Raw genomic sequence first — 16654 nt, 5'->3', positions numbered from 1 at the left:
CTCGTCACGTCACCGACCCGCCGGGGAGCCGCGCCTCGCGGTCCCGGCCCGCCGGACCCGCCGCCGTCCCGCATCGTGGCCTGACGGCCCCGCAGAGTGAGCATCCGGCGAAGCAACAGCGTCCTCGTTGTCCCACGGGAGGTCGAGGGTCATGAGCACTTCACCGACGACTTCACCCACGAAAACGCGCGTCGTCCTGCGCATCCAGCTGCACGAGGGGATGGGCGACCAGTATGCGGCGGCATACGACCTCGTGCACCACGACATCGCCAAGGCCGACGGGTACATCAGCTCCCAGCTGTGCAGATCCGTCAAGGACCCCGACTGCTGGATCGTGACCAGCGAATGGGCGTCCATGGAGCAGTACCTCGCGTTCGTCGCGAGCGAGGAGTTCACGGCGCGTCGCGCCGGCATGCGCAAGTGCGTGCTGGAGCACGACTCCTCGCAGTACTCCATCATCGCGGAGTGACCCGCGAACCGGTCCGGTGACCGGTCCGCGGACAGACCGCGCACGCGAAGGCCCCCGGGCGGCACGGCCGCCCGGGGGCCTTCGCCTCGCGTCGCCGGCGGGGCTCAGCGCCAGCGGTACAGCTCCTTGAGCCGGTTCACCACGATGTTGAAGCGGCCGCGGTCGAGCGCGCACGCCTCCCGGCGCATGCCCTCGTCGTGCACCCGCAGAACGCGGTCGACGTTGACCCAGGAGGCGCGGCCGGACTTGTCCCAGGGGCCGGAGCCGATGGGCACCCACTCGCGGTCGTCGTTGTGCTCCTTGCTGGAGAGCTGGACGGCGAGCAGGGTCCCGGCCGGCTCGCGGGCCACGACCAGGACCGGGCGGTCCTTGCCGCGGCCGTCGTTCTCCTCGAACGGCACCCAGGTCCACACGATTTCCCCGGGGTCGGGGTCTCCGTCGTGGTCCGGGGAGTACTCGGTGCGGACGGGACCGACCTGCTCGGGCTCGGCCTCGGTGGTCGCGCCGGGGCCGTACCGGCCCGGGCACTCGTTGTCATCGGTGTCTATCGAACTCACGGACCCACGCTAGCCGACAACAGACCGCGCAGGGACAGCCCGTCCGCCGCGGCGGCGGTGAGCAGCGCGGCCGGCCCGGCCAGCGGGGTGAGCACGGCCTCGCCCCGCTCCGGGTCCTCGCCGAGGATGCGCGCGCTCACCGGCTTCTCCCCGAAGGCCGGGTCCACGACGAGCAGTTGTCCCGACGCCCGGTGCGTGTGCAGCACCGCGGGGCCGGACCAGCCCGGCGCGCCGGGGCCGAAGGCAAGGGCCTGGTCGAGCAGTGGGCGCCCGCCGACCCGTACGACCAGCCGGGAGACCAGCCGTCCCGGGCGTTCGCCCGCCCGGCCGAGGATCTGCTCCTCGCGCAGCACGAGCCGGGCACCGGGGGCGAGTTCGGCCGTGGTGGTCATGCGCAGGTCGCTGCCCTCGGCCGCGATGAGGGGCTCGGGCAGCCAGTGCAGTTCCGCGTCCTCGCCGACGGTGAGCCGCACCTCGTAGTGGGCGGGCTCCCCGGACCGGCCGGGCAGGGACAGCGTCGCCGCCGCGGCGTCCACGCGCAGGGCGGCGCCGGGCAGCACGGTCGCGTGGATCGCGAGACGGTCGCCGCCGAGCGGCGCGCTCATGGCGCCGACGACGGTGACCCGGGCCGTGCCTCCCTCGGACGACCGGGTGCGGCGCAGCGCGAGCGGGCCGTCCCCGACGAGTTCCGGCAGTTCGGTGCCGCCGCGGCCGTCGGGGGCGGCGGTGATCCGGGCGGTGGCACGGACACCCGTCATGCCGGGACCGCGGTCCAGGCGGCGATGCGGGCGCGGATCCACTCGGCCACCGGGGCGATGCCGTCCTCCGCGACGAGGGAGGTGAAGACGACGGGCAGTTCCCCCCGTTGCGCCTTCGCGTCGCGGGCCATCCGGTCCAGGTCGGATCCGACGTAGCGGGCGAGGTCGGTCTTGTTCACCACGAGCAGGTCGGCGGTGGTCACACCCGGTCCTCCCTTGCGTGGGATGTCGTCGCCGCCGGCCACGTCGATGACGAAGATCTGCGCGTCGACCAGGCCCTTGGAGAAGGTCGCGGTGAGGTTGTCGCCGCCGGATTCGAGGAGCACGAGGTCGAGCGGGCCGAGGCGTTCCTCCAGGTCCTCGACCGCTTCGAGGTTGGCGGAGATGTCGTCGCGGATCGCCGTGTGCGGGCAGGCCCCGGTCTCCACGGCCATGATCCGCTCGGGCGCCAGGACGGCGTTGCGGAGCAGGAAGTCGGCGTCCTCACGGGTGTAGATGTCGTTGGTGACGACGGCCAGGGACAGACGGTCGCGCAGTACCCGGCACAGGGCGGCCACCGTGGCGGTCTTGCCGGAACCGACGGGGCCGCCGAGCCCGACGCGCAGCGCGCGGCGGCCGCCGTCGAGGCGGGTGACGGGGGCGGCGGACGCGGAGCGCTCGGGGAACTCGTGGTCGTGGTCGAGATGCATGGCGGCGTCCTAGGAGGCGAAGAGGCGTACGGGCCAGGTGGCGTGCTGCTCGGCGTACACGTCGAGCAGGGGCGCGGACGCGGCGGGCAGCACGCCGGTGCCCTCGGTCAGTGCGTGCCGCGCCGCGGTCCCGGCCTGCCGCGCGACCTCGTCCAGGTCGGGGGCGAGCCGGGCGAGCACGGCGGTCACGGCGAACGGGTCGAGGCTCAGCAGGCGTACGGCGGCGGTCGCCGGTCCGGTCACGGACTCGTAGGCCGCCGCGTGGGCGGCGTCCTGCGGGGTGAGGCCCGCGGCGCGGGCGGTCAGGCCCAGTACGACGGGCTGGTGGGCGCCTCGGGGCCGGACGGCGGCGAGCGCGTCGAGGGCGTCCGACGGCCAGGCCGCGCGGGCGGCACGGGTGAGTTGCCGGCCGAGCCGGCGCGCCGTCGCGCGCAGTGCGGGCGACGGGGTGCGGGCATCGGCCGCGTCGTCCAGATCGAGCGGGTCGAGGCCGGCGGCCGCGGCGGCGGCCAGTGCCGCCGCGACCAGTCCGGTGGTGTGCAGCCGGCCCCGGCAGAAGGACTCCAGCGTGGCGGGGCAGCGGATGCGGCCCGCCTTGACGGCCGCCTCCGCGCCGCCGGAGTGCGCGTGACCGCCGGCGGGGAAGCGGCCGTCGGCCAGCACCAGCAGGGCGGCCCGGGTCGCGGTCGGAACACCATCGGTCGTTGCCGTTGCCGTTGCCGCTGCCGCCGTGGTCCCGGTCACGGCCGTGCTCAGAAGAGGAAGTAGCGCTGGGCCATGGGAAGTTCCGTGGCGGGGGCGGGCTCGACGACATCGCCGTCGATACGGACGGTGAAGGTGTCGGGGTCGACCTCGACCCGGGGCATGGCGTCGTTCTCGCGCATGTCCGCCTTGGTGACCCGGCGGGTATTGCGGATCGCGACGAACTCCTTGGCCAGGCCGAGCCGTTCCGGCAGGCCGTCGTCCAGCGCGGTGCCGGTGACGAAGTTGACGGAGTTGAGTCCTGGCGCCCGGCCGAGCGCGCCGAACATCGGCCGTGGCAGGACCGGTTGGGGCGTCGGGATGGAGGCGTTGGCGTCGCCCATCTGCGCGTAGGCGATCTGGCCGCCCTTGATCACCAGTTGTGGCTTGACGCCGAAGAACGCGGGGTCCCACAGGACGAGGTCCGCGAGCTTGCCGGGTTCCACGGAGCCGATCTCTCCGTCGAGGCCCTGGGCGACCGCCGGGTTGATCGTGTATTTGGCGACATAGCGACGCGCGCGGAGGTTGTCGGCACGCCCGTCACCGGGCAGCGGGCCGCGCCGTCCCTTCATCACGTGCGCGGTCTGCCAGGTCCGCAGCACGACCTCGCCGACCCGGCCCATCGCCTGCGAGTCCGAGGAGATGATCGAGATCGCGCCCAGGTCGTGCAGGAAGTCCTCGGCCGCGATGGTGCCGGGGCGGATCCGGGACTCGGCGAAGGCGAGGTCCTCCGGCACGGCGGGGTTGAGGTGGTGGCAGACCATCAGCATGTCGAGGTGCTCATCGACGGTGTTGACGGTGTGCGGCCGGGTCGGGTTCGTGGACGAGGGCAGGACGTTGGGGTGCGCCACCACCGTCATGATGTCCGGCGCGTGGCCGCCGCCCGCTCCCTCGGTGTGGTACGCGTGGATGCCGCGCCCGGCGATCGCGGCGAGGGTGTCCTCGACGAATCCGGCCTCGTTCAGCGTGTCGGTGTGCAGCGCGAGCTGGGCTCCGGTGGCCTCGCACACCGTGAGGCAGGCGTCGATCGCGGCCGGGGTGGCGCCCCAGTCCTCGTGGATCTTGAAGCCGAGTGCCCCGCCGCGCAGCTGGGAGTGCATCGCCTCGTGCGAGACGGTGTTGCCCTTGCCCAGCAGGCCGATGTTGACCGGGTAGTGCTCCAGCGCGGCGAACATCCGGGCCAGGTGCCAGGGTCCCGGGGTGATGGTGGTGGCCTTGGTGCCCTCGGCCGGGCCGGTGCCGCCGCCGACGAGGGTGGTGATCCCCGACGCGAGGGCCTCGTCGGCGATCGTCGGGGAGATGAAGTGGACGTGCGCGTCGATGGCACCCGCGGTCACGATCTTGCCGTTGCCGGAGATGACCTCGGTCTCCGGGCCGATGACCAGGTCCGGATGCACCCCGTCCATGGTCTCGGGATTGCCCGCCTTGCCGATCGCGGCGATCCGGCCGTCCCGGATGCCGATGTCGGCCTTCACCACGCCCCAGTGGTCGAGGATCACCGCCCCGGTGACGACGGTGTCGGGGGTGCCCTCGGCGCGGGTGGCCCGGGACTGCCCCATCGATTCGCGGATCACCTTTCCGCCGCCGAAGACGACCTCGTCCCCGCAGTTGCCGGGCCCGCCGGACAGGTCCCGCTCCACCTCGACCAGCAGGTCGGTGTCGGCGAGCCGTATACGGTCACCGGTGGTCGGCCCGAACAGGTCCGCGTAGACGGCGCGGGAGAGCTCAGCCATCGAGGGCACCTCCGGTCTCCCCGCGCAGCCCCGCGACCACGCGTGCGCCGCCGATCGGCACGAGGTCCACCTCGACGGGGATGCCCGGCTCGAAGCGGACCGCGGTGCCGGCCGCGACGGCCAGCCGCTTGCCGCGGGCGGCGGCTCGGTCGAAGCGGAGGCCGGGGTTGGCCTCGGCGAAGTGGTAGTGGGAGCCGACCTGGACCGGGCGGTCCGCGGCGTTGAGCACCACCAGCCGCGTGACCGGCCGGCCCGCGTTGAGCTCGACGGGTTCTTCTCCGTGGAGGATCTCTCCGGGGATCACGCGGGCCCCCGGACGATCGGCTCGTGGACGGTGACGAGCTTGGTTCCATCCGGGAAGGTGGCCTCGACCTGGACGTCGTGGATCATCTCGGGCACTCCGTCCATGACGTCGGCACGGGAAAGCACCTTGCGGCCGGAGGCCATGAGGTCGGCGACGGTCCGGCCGTCCCGGGCGCCCTCCAGGATGTGCGAGGTGATGAGCGCGATCGCCTCCGGATGGTTCAGCCTGAGCCCCCGGGCCCGCCTCTTCTCCGCCACGTCCGCGGCGACATGGATGAGCAGGCGTTCCTGCTCATGGGGGGTCAGTTGCATGGCCACACCTCGCAGTCGTCCCGGGTGAGCGGGGCCGCAGGCCGTCCCCGGCCTGTCTCCCGTTCTCCGACAGCAGGAAGTCGCAGGCTAGTTCGGCGGCGTTTCGTCCGCGTTAACTCCCCGCCGCCGGACCCGGGTGCGGGCGGCCCGCTCCGGCAGGGCGTCCCCGGGCAGCATGCCACGACGGCGCAGGTCCGCCGCGTAGGACACGGGCGAGCCCCGCCGATGGCCGCGAGGGCGCTGCGCCGGGCACGGCGCTGCGCGGCCGGGACGCGAGCCGCTCAGGTTCGGTCGTCGCGGGCGTTCGTCGTGCCGCGGTGCTCGGCGGCGATACCGAAGCGGCGCCGTTCGCCCGTGGCGGACACCGTGGGGCGCACCGAGGAGACGGTGCTGACCACAGCCTCGCCCGCGGCCTCGTCGAGCTCCTGGAGTCGTTGCAGGTCAGCGGCGGAAACGAGGGCGACGAGCGGCTTGCCGTGGCGGGTCACGACCACGCGTTCACCGCCGTAGACGACGCGGTTGATGAGCTCGGCGAGCTCCGCTCTCGCTTGTGTCACGGGGACTTCATGGGCCATGCTCCCCATCATAACGGGATGTACGTCCTGTACATTTTTTACAGGGACGGGGACCCGTGCCCTACGGAGGTGCCGCAGTGCTTCGACCGACCGCCCGCTATGTCCTGCCCGAGTTCACCGAGCGCACCAGCGAAGGGGTGCGCTCCATGGATCCGTACTCCAAGCTGCTCCAGGAGCGGATCGTGCTGCTCGGCACCCCCATAGACGACACATCCGCCAACGACGTCATCGCGCAGCTGGTCCACCTGGAGGCCGCGGCTCCGGAGCAGGACATCTCGCTCTACATCAACTCCCCCGGCGGGTCGCTCATCGCCATGACGGCGATCTACGACACCATGCAGTTCGTCAGCTGCGACGTCTCGACCGTGTGCGTCGGCCAGGCCGCGTCGGCCGCGGCCGTGCTGCTGGCGGCCGGGGCGCCGGGCAAGCGGCTGGCGACTCCCCGCTCGCGGGTACTGATCCATCAGCCCTCCTTCGCGGAGGCGGTCCAGGGCACCATCACCGACCTGGAGCTCCAGGCCAGGGAACTGCTGCGCAGCCGCGACCAGTTGGAGGAGCTGCTGGTCCGGCACACCGGCCGGGACCCGGAGCGGATCCGGGCCGACATCGAGCGCGACACCGTCTTCGACGCCCCGTCGGCGCTCGCGTACGGGCTGGTGGACCGGCTCACCGTCAGCCGCAAGGGCGACGGCGGGACCGGCCCGCGCGCCGTGCGGTGACCCGCCGTGGTGCCAGAACTGCCGCCGCTGCCCGCCCTCACCCGCGCCGAGGGTGAGCTCATCGACACGTACCTGGAGGTCGTGGATCTGCTGGGGAGGATCAACCCCGCCCGCGTCCGGGACACCTATGGCGCGCTGCGCGCGGCCCAGGCCCTGGCGGCGCGCGCGGCCGAACTGCGCGACGCACTGACCACGATGCATCTGCGGGGGGAGAGCGAGCTGCACACCACGACGATCGAGCGTGCCCTGCGCATGCTCGACGGAGAGCGGCGCACACGGCTCGTCACCCTGCCTCCCCCGCAGCCGATCTGATGTTTCCTCAGATTGAGTCGTCGTCAGACCGGACCGGTAGCCGGCCTGTCAGACACCACCAGGGGCACGACACGAAGTAACACCGAATGGACTCGCCCGATCGTTGTACCTCACGTCGACACGCGGTCGGTCCCGACTTGCGCTCCTCGGCCGCACACATCCGGAATCTGACGCTCCATCGCAGGTGTTCGACTGGTCTCGAGTCGTCAGACGTGACTCGTGGGACCGGAGTCCACCCGAATAGGTGAGTCGTGAAGAGACTCACATTCGACCGGATGAGCTATGTCCTGACCCGTTCTGTGAGTGACCATCCCTTCGACGACAAGCCCCCGTCATCCGGCGGGGCGGTCCGCGCGGACGCCGAGTCCTGCCGCTGTCGCGGACGTCAGGTCGACACCGAACGCAACGGCAGGAGCGGAGGACCCGAGTACGACGGGACCGGCCCACGGGCCGATTCCTTGGGGTGAAGCCGCAGCAGCGGCCGGGCATCTTCGCCTGCCCGAACCCGACAGGTCATCCTTCGCAGGCGGACGACGAAGGGTTTGCGCATGATCGCGCCATCACCCATGTCCGCGCTTCTCTCCCGGCTCGGGGCGGTCTCCGCCCTCACGGCGGCCGCCGTCGCCGGTCCCGCGGTCCTGCCGGACATGGCCCAGCACGCCGACGCCGCCACGATCCGGACGCAGGCACTGAAGGTCGCGGCGTCGAAGAAGGGCGCTCCCTACCGGTACGGGGCCACCGGCCCCCGCAGCTTCGACTGCTCCGGCCTGACGCTCTACTCGTTCAAGAAGGTGGGCAGGAAACTGCCCCGCACCGCCGCCGCGCAGTACAACAGCACACGACACGTCCACAGTTCCGACCGCACCCGCGGGGACCTGGTGTTCTTCCACTACGGGAGCAGCATCTACCACGTCGGGATATACGCGGGCCACGGGAGAATCTGGCACTCCCCCAAACCCGGCGGCCGGGTACGGCTGGAGAAGATCTGGACCCGCAGCGTCTGGTACGGCCGTGTGAAGTGACCGCCCGCCGCGGGGCCCCGGGCCCGCCCACTCGGGGCCCCGCGGCGTTCCGGCCCGGCTAGCGTTGCGCCCATGACGTTGCCGCAGCTGCTCGCCGATGCCGCCCAGGGCGTCTTCCCGCCCGCCGACGGGTCGGTCACGATCGTGCCCCAGCCCTCGGCACGCGACGCGGGCGTCATCGCCTTCACGGCGCACAGCGTGGTCTTCGCCGACGCCGACCCCGGCCGGGTCCGGGATCTGCTGCCGCCCGGCGATCTGTCGGCGCCGCTCAACCCGCCGTTCCTGGCAGCCCTGTGCGGACTGCTCGGGCGCCGGGTGAACAACGTCGACCTGCTGGCGACGGCCACTGCCCTCCCCGGTCCGCCGACCGGCCCCCCGCTCGCCCTGCGGGAGACCGCCGCCCGCGAGCACCCCCGCGCCGCGCGGGCGCTGTCGCACCGGGACGAGGTACGCGTCTGGACGGTTCCCGGCGGCACGGTGCTCATCGGGCGCGGCGTGGCGGGCCGCTGGGAGATGGCCGTCGAGGTCGAACCCTCGGCGCGCGGCGCCGGGCTCGGACGCCGGCTGGCCCTGGAAGCGCGCCGCCTGGTGCCGGACGGCGGGACGCTGTGGGCCCAGATCGCCCCGGGCAACGCGGCGAGCGTGCGGGCGCTGCTGGCGGCCGGCTTCACACCGGTCGGCGCGGAGGCGCTGCTGGTGCCCGGCCACGGCTGACCGGCGGTCCGGCCGCCGTGCTCACTCCACCGTTGCGGGCGCGGCCACCCACGGCAGGGTGATCCAGACGGTCTTGCCGCCTTCGACGGTGGGCGTGACATGGAGCTGGCCGCCCGCCTCGGCGGTGAGGTGCCGGATGATCACCATGCCGCGGCCGTTGTCCTGCTGGACGGCGGCCGGCAGCCGCTGGGGCCATCGCGGATGGCTGTCGGTGACCCCGATCCGCAACTGCTCGTCGCGGTCGAGCTGGACGTCGAGGGTGAAGGTCGGCGACTGGCCGAGGGTGTGCAGGACCGCGTTGGTGGCCAGTTCGGAGACGATGAGCCGGACGGCGTCGGCGTGCGACGAGTCCTCCACCATCCCCCACTCCACCAACAGGTCGCACACGTAGCGACGGGCCGCGGGTACCGAGGCAGGGTCGCTCGGCAGGGTGACGGATACTTCCTGATGGTCTGCCATGGCGACGCTGTCCCTTTCCCGCCGTGACCGGGACTCCGGCGCGCGCCTGTCCGGGCAGCGCGCCCGGCCGCCGGCGGCCCGCACTTCCCATACGGTGCTCACCGGCTTCCACGCGCCAGAGTGCCACTCATCGTGCCGTTAAACGGGTGCCACCACAGCTATATGCATATATCTGTCGCCCAAAGCGGTGAACTCTGCTACGAGAGAACGTATTTGCGCGGCAGACTTCGCCCGGGGACCGGCGGGGCATGCCGGGATCCAGGAGGTACACAGTCATGCAGCAGGTTCCGGCGGTCCGCCGCCGCAAGATCGGCTCCGAATTGCGCCGTCTCAGGGACACGGCCGGCCTGACGAGCGGCGAGGTCGCCCTTCGGGTGGGCTGGCACCAGTCCAAGGTGAGCCGCATCGAGACGGGCCGCAGTGGCGTGCGCCCGGAGGACGTGACCGCGCTGCTGGACGCGTACGGTGTCCGCGACCAGCGGCTGCGCGACATGCTGGCGGCGCTGGCGGGCGGCGAGGGCGACCGGCGCGGCTGGTGGCACGAGTACCGCGAGGAACTGCCCTCCGCCTACCGGGACTTCATTTCTCTGGAGACCGACGCCTGCCGGGCCCGCACTCTGGAGACGACCGTCGTGCCGGGGCTGCTGCAGACTCCGGACTACGCCCGTGAGCTGACCCGTTCGGTGCTGCCCCAACTGGGTCCCCGGCAGATCGCGACCCTGGTGGACGTGCGCATGGCGCGGCAGGCGGTGCTGCGCGCGTCACCGCCGCTGGAGCTGTGGGCGGTGCTCGACGAGGCGGTACTGCGCCGCCGGGTGGGGGGTCCGGAAGTGATGACGGCGCAATTAAGCCATCTTGCGGAGCTCGGTTCGCTGCCCCATGTGCATCTGCAGGTGCTGCCTTTCTCCGCCGGTGGTCATATCGGCGTCACGGGGCCTTTCGTCATCTTCTCGTTTCCGCGCATTGCTGATCTGGATGTTGTCGTTCTCGACCAGTTGACGAGTAGTCTCTATCTGGATCAGAAAGAGGACATCAGGGCGTACGGTGCTGCCTTCAATCGATTGCGCTCCCACGCCCTGTCGAGTGAACAGTCGCTGTCCTACATCAACGGCATCGGCAAAGGCGCGTAAGGAGGCACACCCCCATGTCCAGCGCACTGCCTCAGTACGTTTCCTCCAGTGCGTCCCTCTTCGGCGTGAATTGGCGACGCAGCAGCTACAGCACGGCGGCGAACAACTGCGTCGAGACGGCCCCCGTCCCCTCCGGGCCGCTCTCGGGACAGCTCGCCGTCCGCGACTCCAAGGATGTGCGCGGCCCGGCCCTGCTCTTCTCCCCCAGCGAGTGGAACGCGTTCCTGGACGCCGTGCGCTCAGGAACCCTCACCGAGCGCCCCTGAGCTCAGCGGCGTGGCGGCGCCGTACGGACGACCGTCCCGACGGCGTCGCCGATCTCCCGGTCCGTCAGGTCGGCGCGCGCGGTGAGCCGCAGACGGGAGATCCCGTCCGGCACCGACGGGGGCCGGAAGCATCCCACGCCGAGCCCCGCCTGCCGGCAGTCCGCGGCCCACTGGACGGCCGCCTCCGGCGAGGGCGCTCGCACGGACACCACGCACGCGTCCGGCGCGGTGGCCTCCAGCCCCGCCGCCGCCAGCCGTTTGTACAGCTCGCGGGCCACCTCACGGGCCCGCTCGGCGCGGTCCGGCTCCCGGCGCAGCAACCGCAGCGCCCCCAGCGCGGCGCCCGTGGCCGCCGGCGCGAGGCCGGTGTCGAAGATGAACGTCCGCGCCGCGTTGACCAGATGCCCGATGACCCGGGCGGGGCCGAGCACCACGCCGCCCTGGCTGCCCAGCGACTTGGACAGCGTGGCCGTGCACACCAGCCCCGGGGCCCCGGCGAGCCCGGCGGCGGCCGCCGCTCCCCGGCCGCCGTCGCCGAGGACGCCGAGCCCGTGCGCGTCGTCCACCAGCAGGGCGGCTCCCGCCTCCGCGCAGGCCGCGGCCAGTTCGCCGAGCGGAGCCGCGTCGCCGTCCACCGAGAAGACGGAGTCGGTGACGGCCACGGCCGGCCCGTCGTGCCCGGACAGCGCCTTGCGCACGGCCGCCGGGTCGGCATGGGCGACGACCTCGGTGGCGGCCCGGGAGAGCCGGCAGCCGTCGATGAGCGAGGCGTGGTTGCCCGCGTCGGAGACGATCAGGGTGCCCGGCTCGGTGGTCAGCGCGGTCACCGCGGCGAGGTTGGCGGCATACCCCGAGGCGAGCACCAGGGCCGACTCGAAACCGCAGAACGCCGCCAGTTCGGCCTCCAGTTCCGCGTGCAGTTCGGTGCTGCCGGTGACGAGCCGGGAGCCGGTGGACCCGGCGCCCCAGCGCAGGCACGCGTCGGCACCCGCACGGGTGACCTCCGGGTGCCGGGCCAGGCCCAGGTAGTCGTTGGAGGCGAGGTCGAGCAGCGGCGACTCCGCGGGCCGGGGCCGCAGGGTGCGCACCAGCCCCGCTGCGCCGCGCCGTGCGGCGTGCGCGTCGATCCAGTCGAACGGGTCGCGGGCCATGGTCGTCCCCGGGGTCGGTGTGAGGTGTCTCCAGCACCGTAGTGTGCCCCGCCGGTTCGCACGGTGTGGTGATCCACACACCCTGCGCGAGCCGTCTTGTCGGGTGCCTCATTGGCTGATGGCCGCCGCGTGCGTCAGGATCGCGGCATGGATCTGCTCAATGGGTTGGTGGAGAAGGGGCTGCGCCGCGAGCTGCCCACGCGCGAGGAAGCCCTCGCCGTGCTGGTCACCTCCGACGACGAACTGCTCGATGTGGTGGCCGCGGCCGGCAAGGTGCGCCGCGCCTGGTTCGGCCGTCGCGTGAAGCTGAACTACCTGGTGAATCTCAAGTCGGGGCTGTGCCCCGAGGACTGCTCGTACTGCTCGCAGCGGCTGGGCTCCGAGGCCGGTGTCCTCAAGTACACCTGGCTGAAGCCCGAGCAGGCGGCGGCCGCGGCGGCGGCGGGGGTCGCCGGCGGTGCCAAGCGGGTGTGCCTGGTGGCCAGCGGACGCGGACCGACCGACCGCGACGTGGACCGGGTCTCGAAGACCATCGAGGCCATCAAGGACCAGAACGAAAGCGTGGAGGTCTGCGCCTGCCTCGGCCTGCTCTCCGAGGGCCAGGCCGGCCGGCTGCGCGGCGCGGGCGCCGACGCGTACAACCACAACCTCAACACCTCCGAGGCGACCTACGGGGACATCACCACCACGCACACCTACGCCGACCGCGTCGACACGGTGCAACAGGCCCAGGCGGCAGGCCTGTCCGCCTGCTCCGGCCTGATCGCGGGCATGGGCGAGAGCGACGAGGACCTGGTCGACGTCGTGTTCGCCCTGCGGGAGCTGGACCCGGACTCGGTGCCCGTCAACTTCCTCATCCCCTTCGAGGGCACGCCGCTGGCCAAGGAGTGGAACCTCACCCCGCAGCGGTGCCTGCGCATCCTGGCGATGGTGCGCTTCGTCTGCCCGGACGTGGAGGTCCGCATCGCCGGCGGCCGCGAGGTCCACCTGCGCACCATGCAGCCGCTGGCGCTGCACCTGGCCAACTCGATCTTCCTGGGCGACTACCTCACCAGTGAGGGCCAGGCCGGCCAGGCCGATCTCGACATGATCGCGGACGCCGGCTTCGAGGTGGAGGGCGCCGGCACGGTCACCCTCCCCGGTCACCGCGCCGACGTCGCGGACGCGGTGGCGGGTGCCGGCTGCGGCTCGCACGGCGCCGCGCAGGGCGGCTGCGGCTCGCACGGCGCCGGGGACGGCGGCGGCTGCGGGCCCTGCGGCGGCCACGCCGAGGCCGCGCCGGTCCCGGCGGGTGCCGCGCGTACGGACCTCGTGGCGGTGCGCCGCCGCGGCACCGGAACGGACCTGCCGCCCAATGCCTGAACCGCTCACCGCGGGCGAGCTCCTGGCGCTGGACCGGGAGCACGTCTGGCACCCGTACGGGCCCATGCCGGGCCGCCAGGAACCACTCGTCGTCGCGTCCGCGGCCGGCGTCCGGCTGCGGCTGGCCGAACCGGCCGAGGGCATGACCGAACTCGTGGACGGCATGTCCTCCTGGTGGTCGGCGATCCACGGATACAACCACCCGGTGCTCAACGAGGCGGCGCGCGGCCAGTTGGACCGCATGAGCCACGTCATGTTCGGCGGGCTCACGCACGAGCCCGCCGTCCGGCTCGCCGCCCGGCTGGTGGAGATCACCCCGGAGCCGCTGCGGCACGTCTTCCTCGCCGACTCGGGTTCCGTGTCGGTCGAGGTCGCCGTCAAAATGTGCCTCCAGTACTGGCGCTCCCTCGGGCGGCCCGCCAAGCAGCGCCTGATGACCTGGCGCGGCGGCTACCACGGCGACACCTGGCAGCCGATGTCCGTCTGCGACCCCGAGGGCGGTATGCACGGGCTGTGGTCCGGGGTGCTGCCCCGTCAGGTCTTCGCCGACGCCCCGCCGGCCGCGTACGAGGACGCGTACGCCGACCACCTGCGGGAGACCGTCGCCCGCCACGCCCACGAGCTCGCCGCGGTCGTCGTGGAGCCCGTCGTGCAGGGCGCGGGCGGCATGACCTTCCACTCCCCCGCCTATCTGCGGGTGCTGCGCGAGGCGTGCGACGAGCACGACGTGCTGCTCGTGTTCGACGAGATCGCCACCGGCTTCGGGCGGACGGGCACGCTCTTCGCCGCCGAGCAGGCGGGCGTCTCCCCCGACGTCATGTGCGTCGGCAAGGCCCTGACGGGCGGCTATCTGACGATGGCCGCGACGCTCTGCACCGCGCGGGTCGCCGACGGCATCTCCCAGGGCGAGGTCCCCGTCCTCGCCCACGGCCCCACCTTCATGGGCAACCCGCTGGCGGCGGCCGTCGCCTGCGCCTCGATCGACCTGCTGCTCGGGCAGGACTGGGCGCAGGAGGTCAAGCGCATCGAGGCCGGACTGCGGGACGGGCTGGCGCCCGCGGCCGCGCTCCCGGGGGTGCGCGACGTACGCGTGCTGGGCGCGATCGGGGTCGTCCAACTCGACAAGTCCCTCGACCCGGCCGCCATGGCGACCGTCTCGCGGGCCGCCGTCCGCGGGGGGGTATGGTTGCGGCCGTTCCGGGACCTGATCTACACGATGCCCCCGTACGTGACGGGGAACGAGGACGTCGCGCGCATCTGCGCGGCGGTGTGCGCGGCGGCGGAGGCGGCATGACGGTGTTGTTCGTGACCGGTACGGGCACGGAGATCGGCAAGACGGTGGTCTCGGCGGCCATCGCGGCGACCGCGCTCGCGGTGGGCTTCAGCGTCGCCTACCTCAAACCCGCCCAGACCGGCGTCGGTCCCGACGAGCCGGGAGACGCCGCCGAGGTGACGCGGCTGGCCGGGCCCGAGCTCACCGGCGTGGAACTCGCCCGCTACCCCGACCCCCTGGCCCCGGCCACGGCGGCCCGGCGCGCCGGCCTGCGGGCCGTGGGCCCCGATGAGATCGCCGAGGCGGCCGCGAAGCTCGCGGCCGTCCACGACATCGTCCTGGTCGAGGGCGCGGGCGGGCTCGTGGTCCGGTTCGACGAGAAGGGCTCGACGCTCGCGGACGCGGCGAAGATGCTGGGCTCACCGGTCCTCGTCGTCGCGCAGGCCGGGCTCGGCACGCTCAACACGGCGGCCCTCACCGCGGAGGCGCTGCGGGCCCGCGCACTGTCCTGCGCCGGCTTCGTCGTCGGCAGTTGGCCCGACGACCCGGACCTGGCGGCCCGCAGCAACCTCGCCGATCTCCCGGCCTGCACCGGCGCCCCGCTGATCGGCGCGGTCCCTGCGGGGGCCGCGACGCTCACGCCGGACGCCTTCCGGCAGGCCGCGCCGGGCTGGCTCGCCCCCCGCATCGGCGGACTGTGGGACGCGGAGGCGTTCACCGCGATCTGGAGTTCCATCATCTGACGGGGCCGCGGCCCCGAGCCGAGGCGTACGCGCGCTGCCGTCCCCCCGGCAGGAACCGCGCGCCAGGAGGCATGGCGGCCCGCTCCGGCGGCACAAGCGCGGGCTGCCGGTGCCCGGCTCGCCGCACGTACTGGCCACGACGCGCCGTCCGGGCTGATCTTGCCGCTGTACCTACTGGTATGTACAGTCTCCGGCGTGGACACCCCCGACCGGTTGATCGAGAGCACCCGCGAGCTGCTGTGGGAGCGCGGATACGTCGGCACCAGCCCCAAGGCCATCCAGCAGCGCTCCGGTGTCGGCCAGGGCAGCATGTACCACCATTTCTCCGGCAAGCCCGACCTGGCACTCGCCGCCGTGCGGCGCACCGCCGCGGAGATGCGGGCGGCGGCAGAGGAGCACTTCTCCGGGCCCGGTACGGCGGTCGAGCGGATCACCCGCTACCTGCGGCGCGAGCGCGAGGTGCTGCGCGGCTGCCCCGTGGGCGGGCTCACCCAGGACCCGGAGATCGTCTCCAGTCCGCGGCTGCGCGCCCCGGTGGACGAGACCTTCGAGTGGCTGCGCGGCCGGATCGCCGACGTCCTGGCCGACGGCCAGGCCCGTGGCGAACTCGCCCCCGGTCTCGACTCCGACGACCTCGCGGCGACCGTGGTCGCCGTGCTCCAGGGCGGCTACGTGCTCGCTCGCGCGGCCGGCTCGGCGGCTCCCTTCGACCAGGCCGTCAGCGGAGTGCTGGCGCTGCTGTCGCACCACTCCTAGGGAGAGCCGTGTACGCGATGCAGTACGAGATCACTCTGCCCGCCGACTACGACATGAAGATCATCGAGGACCGCGTGGCCGGCCGCGGCCATCTCACCGACGCGTACGAGGGCCTCGGCTTCAAGGCCTATCTCGTACGGGAGCGCGGTACCGACGGCTCGCCGGTCAACCAGTACGCGCCGTTCTACCTCTGGGGCGACACCGGCGGGATGAACCGCTTCCTGTGGGGCGGCGGCGGCTTCGGGGGCATCGTCGGCGACTTCGGCCGCCCCACCGTGCACCACTGGACCGGCGCCGCGTTCCGCCCCGGCCCGGCGGACGGCGCCGTGCCCCGGGCGGCGAGCCGCCTGCGCGAGCCCCTGCCGGCGGACGCCGACCCGCGGGAGCCGGTGGCCCGTGCCCTGGAACGCTGGGAGGAGCGTTCCGCGGCACCGGGCGTGCACGCGGCCGTACTCGCGGTCGACCCGCGGCACTGGGAGATCGTCCACTTCACCCTGTGGGCGGACGCGGTGGCGGGCGACGACCCGGACCGCTACGCGCTGCTGCATCTGTCCACGCCGCACTGGGGAGGACTGCCCGTCGGCAGTCGGTGGTCGTGAGGACGACGCCC

General features: G+C 73.0%; 22 protein-coding genes and 1 riboswitch. Of the genes, 12 read left to right on the top strand and 10 right to left on the bottom strand.

Annotation, left to right across the window (positions count from 1 at the left end; translation table 11 throughout):
* The first annotated feature begins 151 nt into the window (after nt 1-151).
* Nucleotides 152-469 (top strand): antibiotic biosynthesis monooxygenase family protein, encoded by a 318-nt coding sequence (locus RV983_RS31905; RefSeq protein WP_475989175.1) that lies wholly within the window; start codon nt 152-154, stop codon nt 467-469.
* A gap of 104 nt (nt 470-573) precedes the next feature.
* Here the strand turns inward: RV983_RS31905 and RV983_RS31900 are convergent, their stop codons facing one another.
* The 8 genes from RV983_RS31900 to RV983_RS31865 all read right to left on the bottom strand — a co-directional run bounded on the left by RV983_RS31900 (nt 574) and on the right by RV983_RS31865 (nt 6137).
* On the bottom strand, nt 574-1026 hold the full coding sequence (locus tag RV983_RS31900; RefSeq protein ID WP_475989174.1) for a type II toxin-antitoxin system PemK/MazF family toxin: 453 nt from the start codon (nt 1024-1026) through the stop codon (nt 574-576).
* Nucleotides 1023-1784: an urease accessory protein UreD gene (locus RV983_RS31895; RefSeq protein WP_475989173.1), complete on the bottom strand. Its 762-nt coding sequence runs from the start codon at nt 1782-1784 to the stop codon at nt 1023-1025. The genes RV983_RS31900 and RV983_RS31895 overlap by 4 nt, the downstream gene beginning before the upstream one ends.
* Nucleotides 1781-2473: an urease accessory protein UreG gene (gene ureG / locus RV983_RS31890; protein WP_475989172.1), complete on the bottom strand. Its 693-nt coding sequence runs from the start codon at nt 2471-2473 to the stop codon at nt 1781-1783. Before ureG ends, RV983_RS31895 begins: the two co-directional genes overlap by 4 nt.
* 9 nt (nt 2474-2482) lie before the next feature.
* Nucleotides 2483-3142, bottom strand: coding sequence for an urease accessory protein UreF (locus tag RV983_RS31885; RefSeq protein ID WP_475990521.1), 660 nt, complete (start codon nt 3140-3142; stop codon nt 2483-2485).
* Between the two features lie 83 nt (nt 3143-3225).
* Nucleotides 3226-4947, bottom strand: a complete 1722-nt coding sequence (locus RV983_RS31880) for an urease subunit alpha (protein WP_475989171.1) — start codon at nt 4945-4947, stop codon at nt 3226-3228.
* Nucleotides 4940-5251: an urease subunit beta gene (locus RV983_RS31875; protein WP_475989170.1), complete on the bottom strand. Its 312-nt coding sequence runs from the start codon at nt 5249-5251 to the stop codon at nt 4940-4942. Before RV983_RS31875 ends, RV983_RS31880 begins: the two co-directional genes overlap by 8 nt.
* Nucleotides 5248-5562 carry an urease subunit gamma gene (locus RV983_RS31870; protein ID WP_475989169.1) on the bottom strand — a complete coding sequence of 105 codons (315 nt, stop codon included), beginning with the start codon at nt 5560-5562 and terminating at the stop codon, nt 5248-5250. Before RV983_RS31870 ends, RV983_RS31875 begins: the two co-directional genes overlap by 4 nt.
* 281 nt (nt 5563-5843) lie before the next feature.
* Nucleotides 5844-6137 carry a type II toxin-antitoxin system Phd/YefM family antitoxin gene (locus RV983_RS31865; RefSeq protein WP_475989168.1) on the bottom strand — a complete coding sequence of 98 codons (294 nt, stop codon included), beginning with the start codon at nt 6135-6137 and terminating at the stop codon, nt 5844-5846.
* A 77-nt stretch (nt 6138-6214) separates the two neighbouring features.
* On the opposite strand from RV983_RS31865, the gene RV983_RS31860 reads away from it, so the two are divergent.
* The 4 genes from RV983_RS31860 to RV983_RS31845 all read left to right on the top strand — a co-directional run bounded on the left by RV983_RS31860 (nt 6215) and on the right by RV983_RS31845 (nt 8904).
* Nucleotides 6215-6856: an ATP-dependent Clp protease proteolytic subunit gene (locus RV983_RS31860; RefSeq protein ID WP_475989167.1), complete on the top strand. Its 642-nt coding sequence runs from the start codon at nt 6215-6217 to the stop codon at nt 6854-6856.
* A gap of 6 nt (nt 6857-6862) precedes the next feature.
* Entirely contained in the window at nt 6863-7168 is a 306-nt protein-coding gene (locus RV983_RS31855) for a hypothetical protein (RefSeq protein ID WP_475989166.1), read from the top strand.
* Nucleotides 7169-7552: 384 nt separating this feature from the next.
* Nucleotides 7553-7712: riboswitch (cyclic di-AMP (ydaO/yuaA leader) on the top strand.
* A gap of 4 nt (nt 7713-7716) precedes the next feature.
* On the top strand, nt 7717-8190 hold the full coding sequence (locus RV983_RS31850; RefSeq protein WP_475989165.1) for a C40 family peptidase: 474 nt from the start codon (nt 7717-7719) through the stop codon (nt 8188-8190).
* A gap of 72 nt (nt 8191-8262) precedes the next feature.
* The gene (locus RV983_RS31845) at nt 8263-8904 is read left to right on the top strand and encodes an N-acetyltransferase family protein (RefSeq protein WP_475989164.1); all 642 of its coding nucleotides are present in this window, start codon (nt 8263-8265) and stop codon (nt 8902-8904) included.
* Between the two features lie 21 nt (nt 8905-8925).
* Here the strand turns inward: RV983_RS31845 and RV983_RS31840 are convergent, their stop codons facing one another.
* Nucleotides 8926-9363 (bottom strand): ATP-binding protein, encoded by a 438-nt coding sequence (locus RV983_RS31840; protein WP_475989163.1) that lies wholly within the window; start codon nt 9361-9363, stop codon nt 8926-8928.
* Between the two features lie 275 nt (nt 9364-9638).
* On the opposite strand from RV983_RS31840, the gene RV983_RS31835 reads away from it, so the two are divergent.
* Nucleotides 9639-10493 carry a helix-turn-helix domain-containing protein gene (locus RV983_RS31835; protein ID WP_475989162.1) on the top strand — a complete coding sequence of 285 codons (855 nt, stop codon included), beginning with the start codon at nt 9639-9641 and terminating at the stop codon, nt 10491-10493.
* A 14-nt stretch (nt 10494-10507) separates the two neighbouring features.
* Entirely contained in the window at nt 10508-10759 is a 252-nt protein-coding gene (locus RV983_RS31830; RefSeq protein WP_475989161.1) for a DUF397 domain-containing protein, read from the top strand.
* 2 nt (nt 10760-10761) lie between these two features.
* Here RV983_RS31830 and RV983_RS31825 read toward each other — a convergent pair whose 3' ends face one another.
* Nucleotides 10762-11910 carry an 8-amino-7-oxononanoate synthase gene (locus tag RV983_RS31825; RefSeq protein WP_475989160.1) on the bottom strand — a complete coding sequence of 383 codons (1149 nt, stop codon included), beginning with the start codon at nt 11908-11910 and terminating at the stop codon, nt 10762-10764.
* Nucleotides 11911-12057: 147 nt separating this feature from the next.
* Between RV983_RS31825 and bioB the strand changes: the two genes are divergently transcribed.
* The 5 genes from bioB (at nt 12058) to RV983_RS31800 (ending at nt 16643) form a co-directional block, all read left to right on the top strand.
* Complete coding sequence (gene bioB / locus RV983_RS31820) at nt 12058-13272, top strand: biotin synthase BioB (RefSeq protein ID WP_475989159.1); 1215 nt, start codon at nt 12058-12060, stop codon at nt 13270-13272.
* Entirely contained in the window at nt 13265-14566 is a 1302-nt protein-coding gene (locus tag RV983_RS31815; RefSeq protein WP_475989158.1) for an adenosylmethionine--8-amino-7-oxononanoate transaminase, read from the top strand. The genes bioB and RV983_RS31815 overlap by 8 nt, the downstream gene beginning before the upstream one ends.
* The gene (gene bioD, locus RV983_RS31810; protein WP_475989157.1) at nt 14563-15288 is read left to right on the top strand and encodes a dethiobiotin synthase; all 726 of its coding nucleotides are present in this window, start codon (nt 14563-14565) and stop codon (nt 15286-15288) included. The genes RV983_RS31815 and bioD overlap by 4 nt, the downstream gene beginning before the upstream one ends.
* Nucleotides 15289-15483: 195 nt before the next feature.
* Nucleotides 15484-16044, top strand: coding sequence for a TetR/AcrR family transcriptional regulator (locus tag RV983_RS31805; RefSeq protein WP_475989156.1), 561 nt, complete (start codon nt 15484-15486; stop codon nt 16042-16044).
* Nucleotides 16045-16052: 8 nt separating this feature from the next.
* Nucleotides 16053-16643, top strand: a complete 591-nt coding sequence (locus RV983_RS31800; protein ID WP_475989155.1) for a DUF4865 family protein — start codon at nt 16053-16055, stop codon at nt 16641-16643.
* The last annotated feature ends 11 nt before the right edge of the window (nt 16644-16654 follow it).

It is taken from the genome of Streptomyces sp. RLA123 (assembly GCF_056270165.1).
The sequence above is the reverse complement of the archived record's forward strand: the minus strand, read 5'-3'. Positions and strand labels throughout refer to the sequence as shown.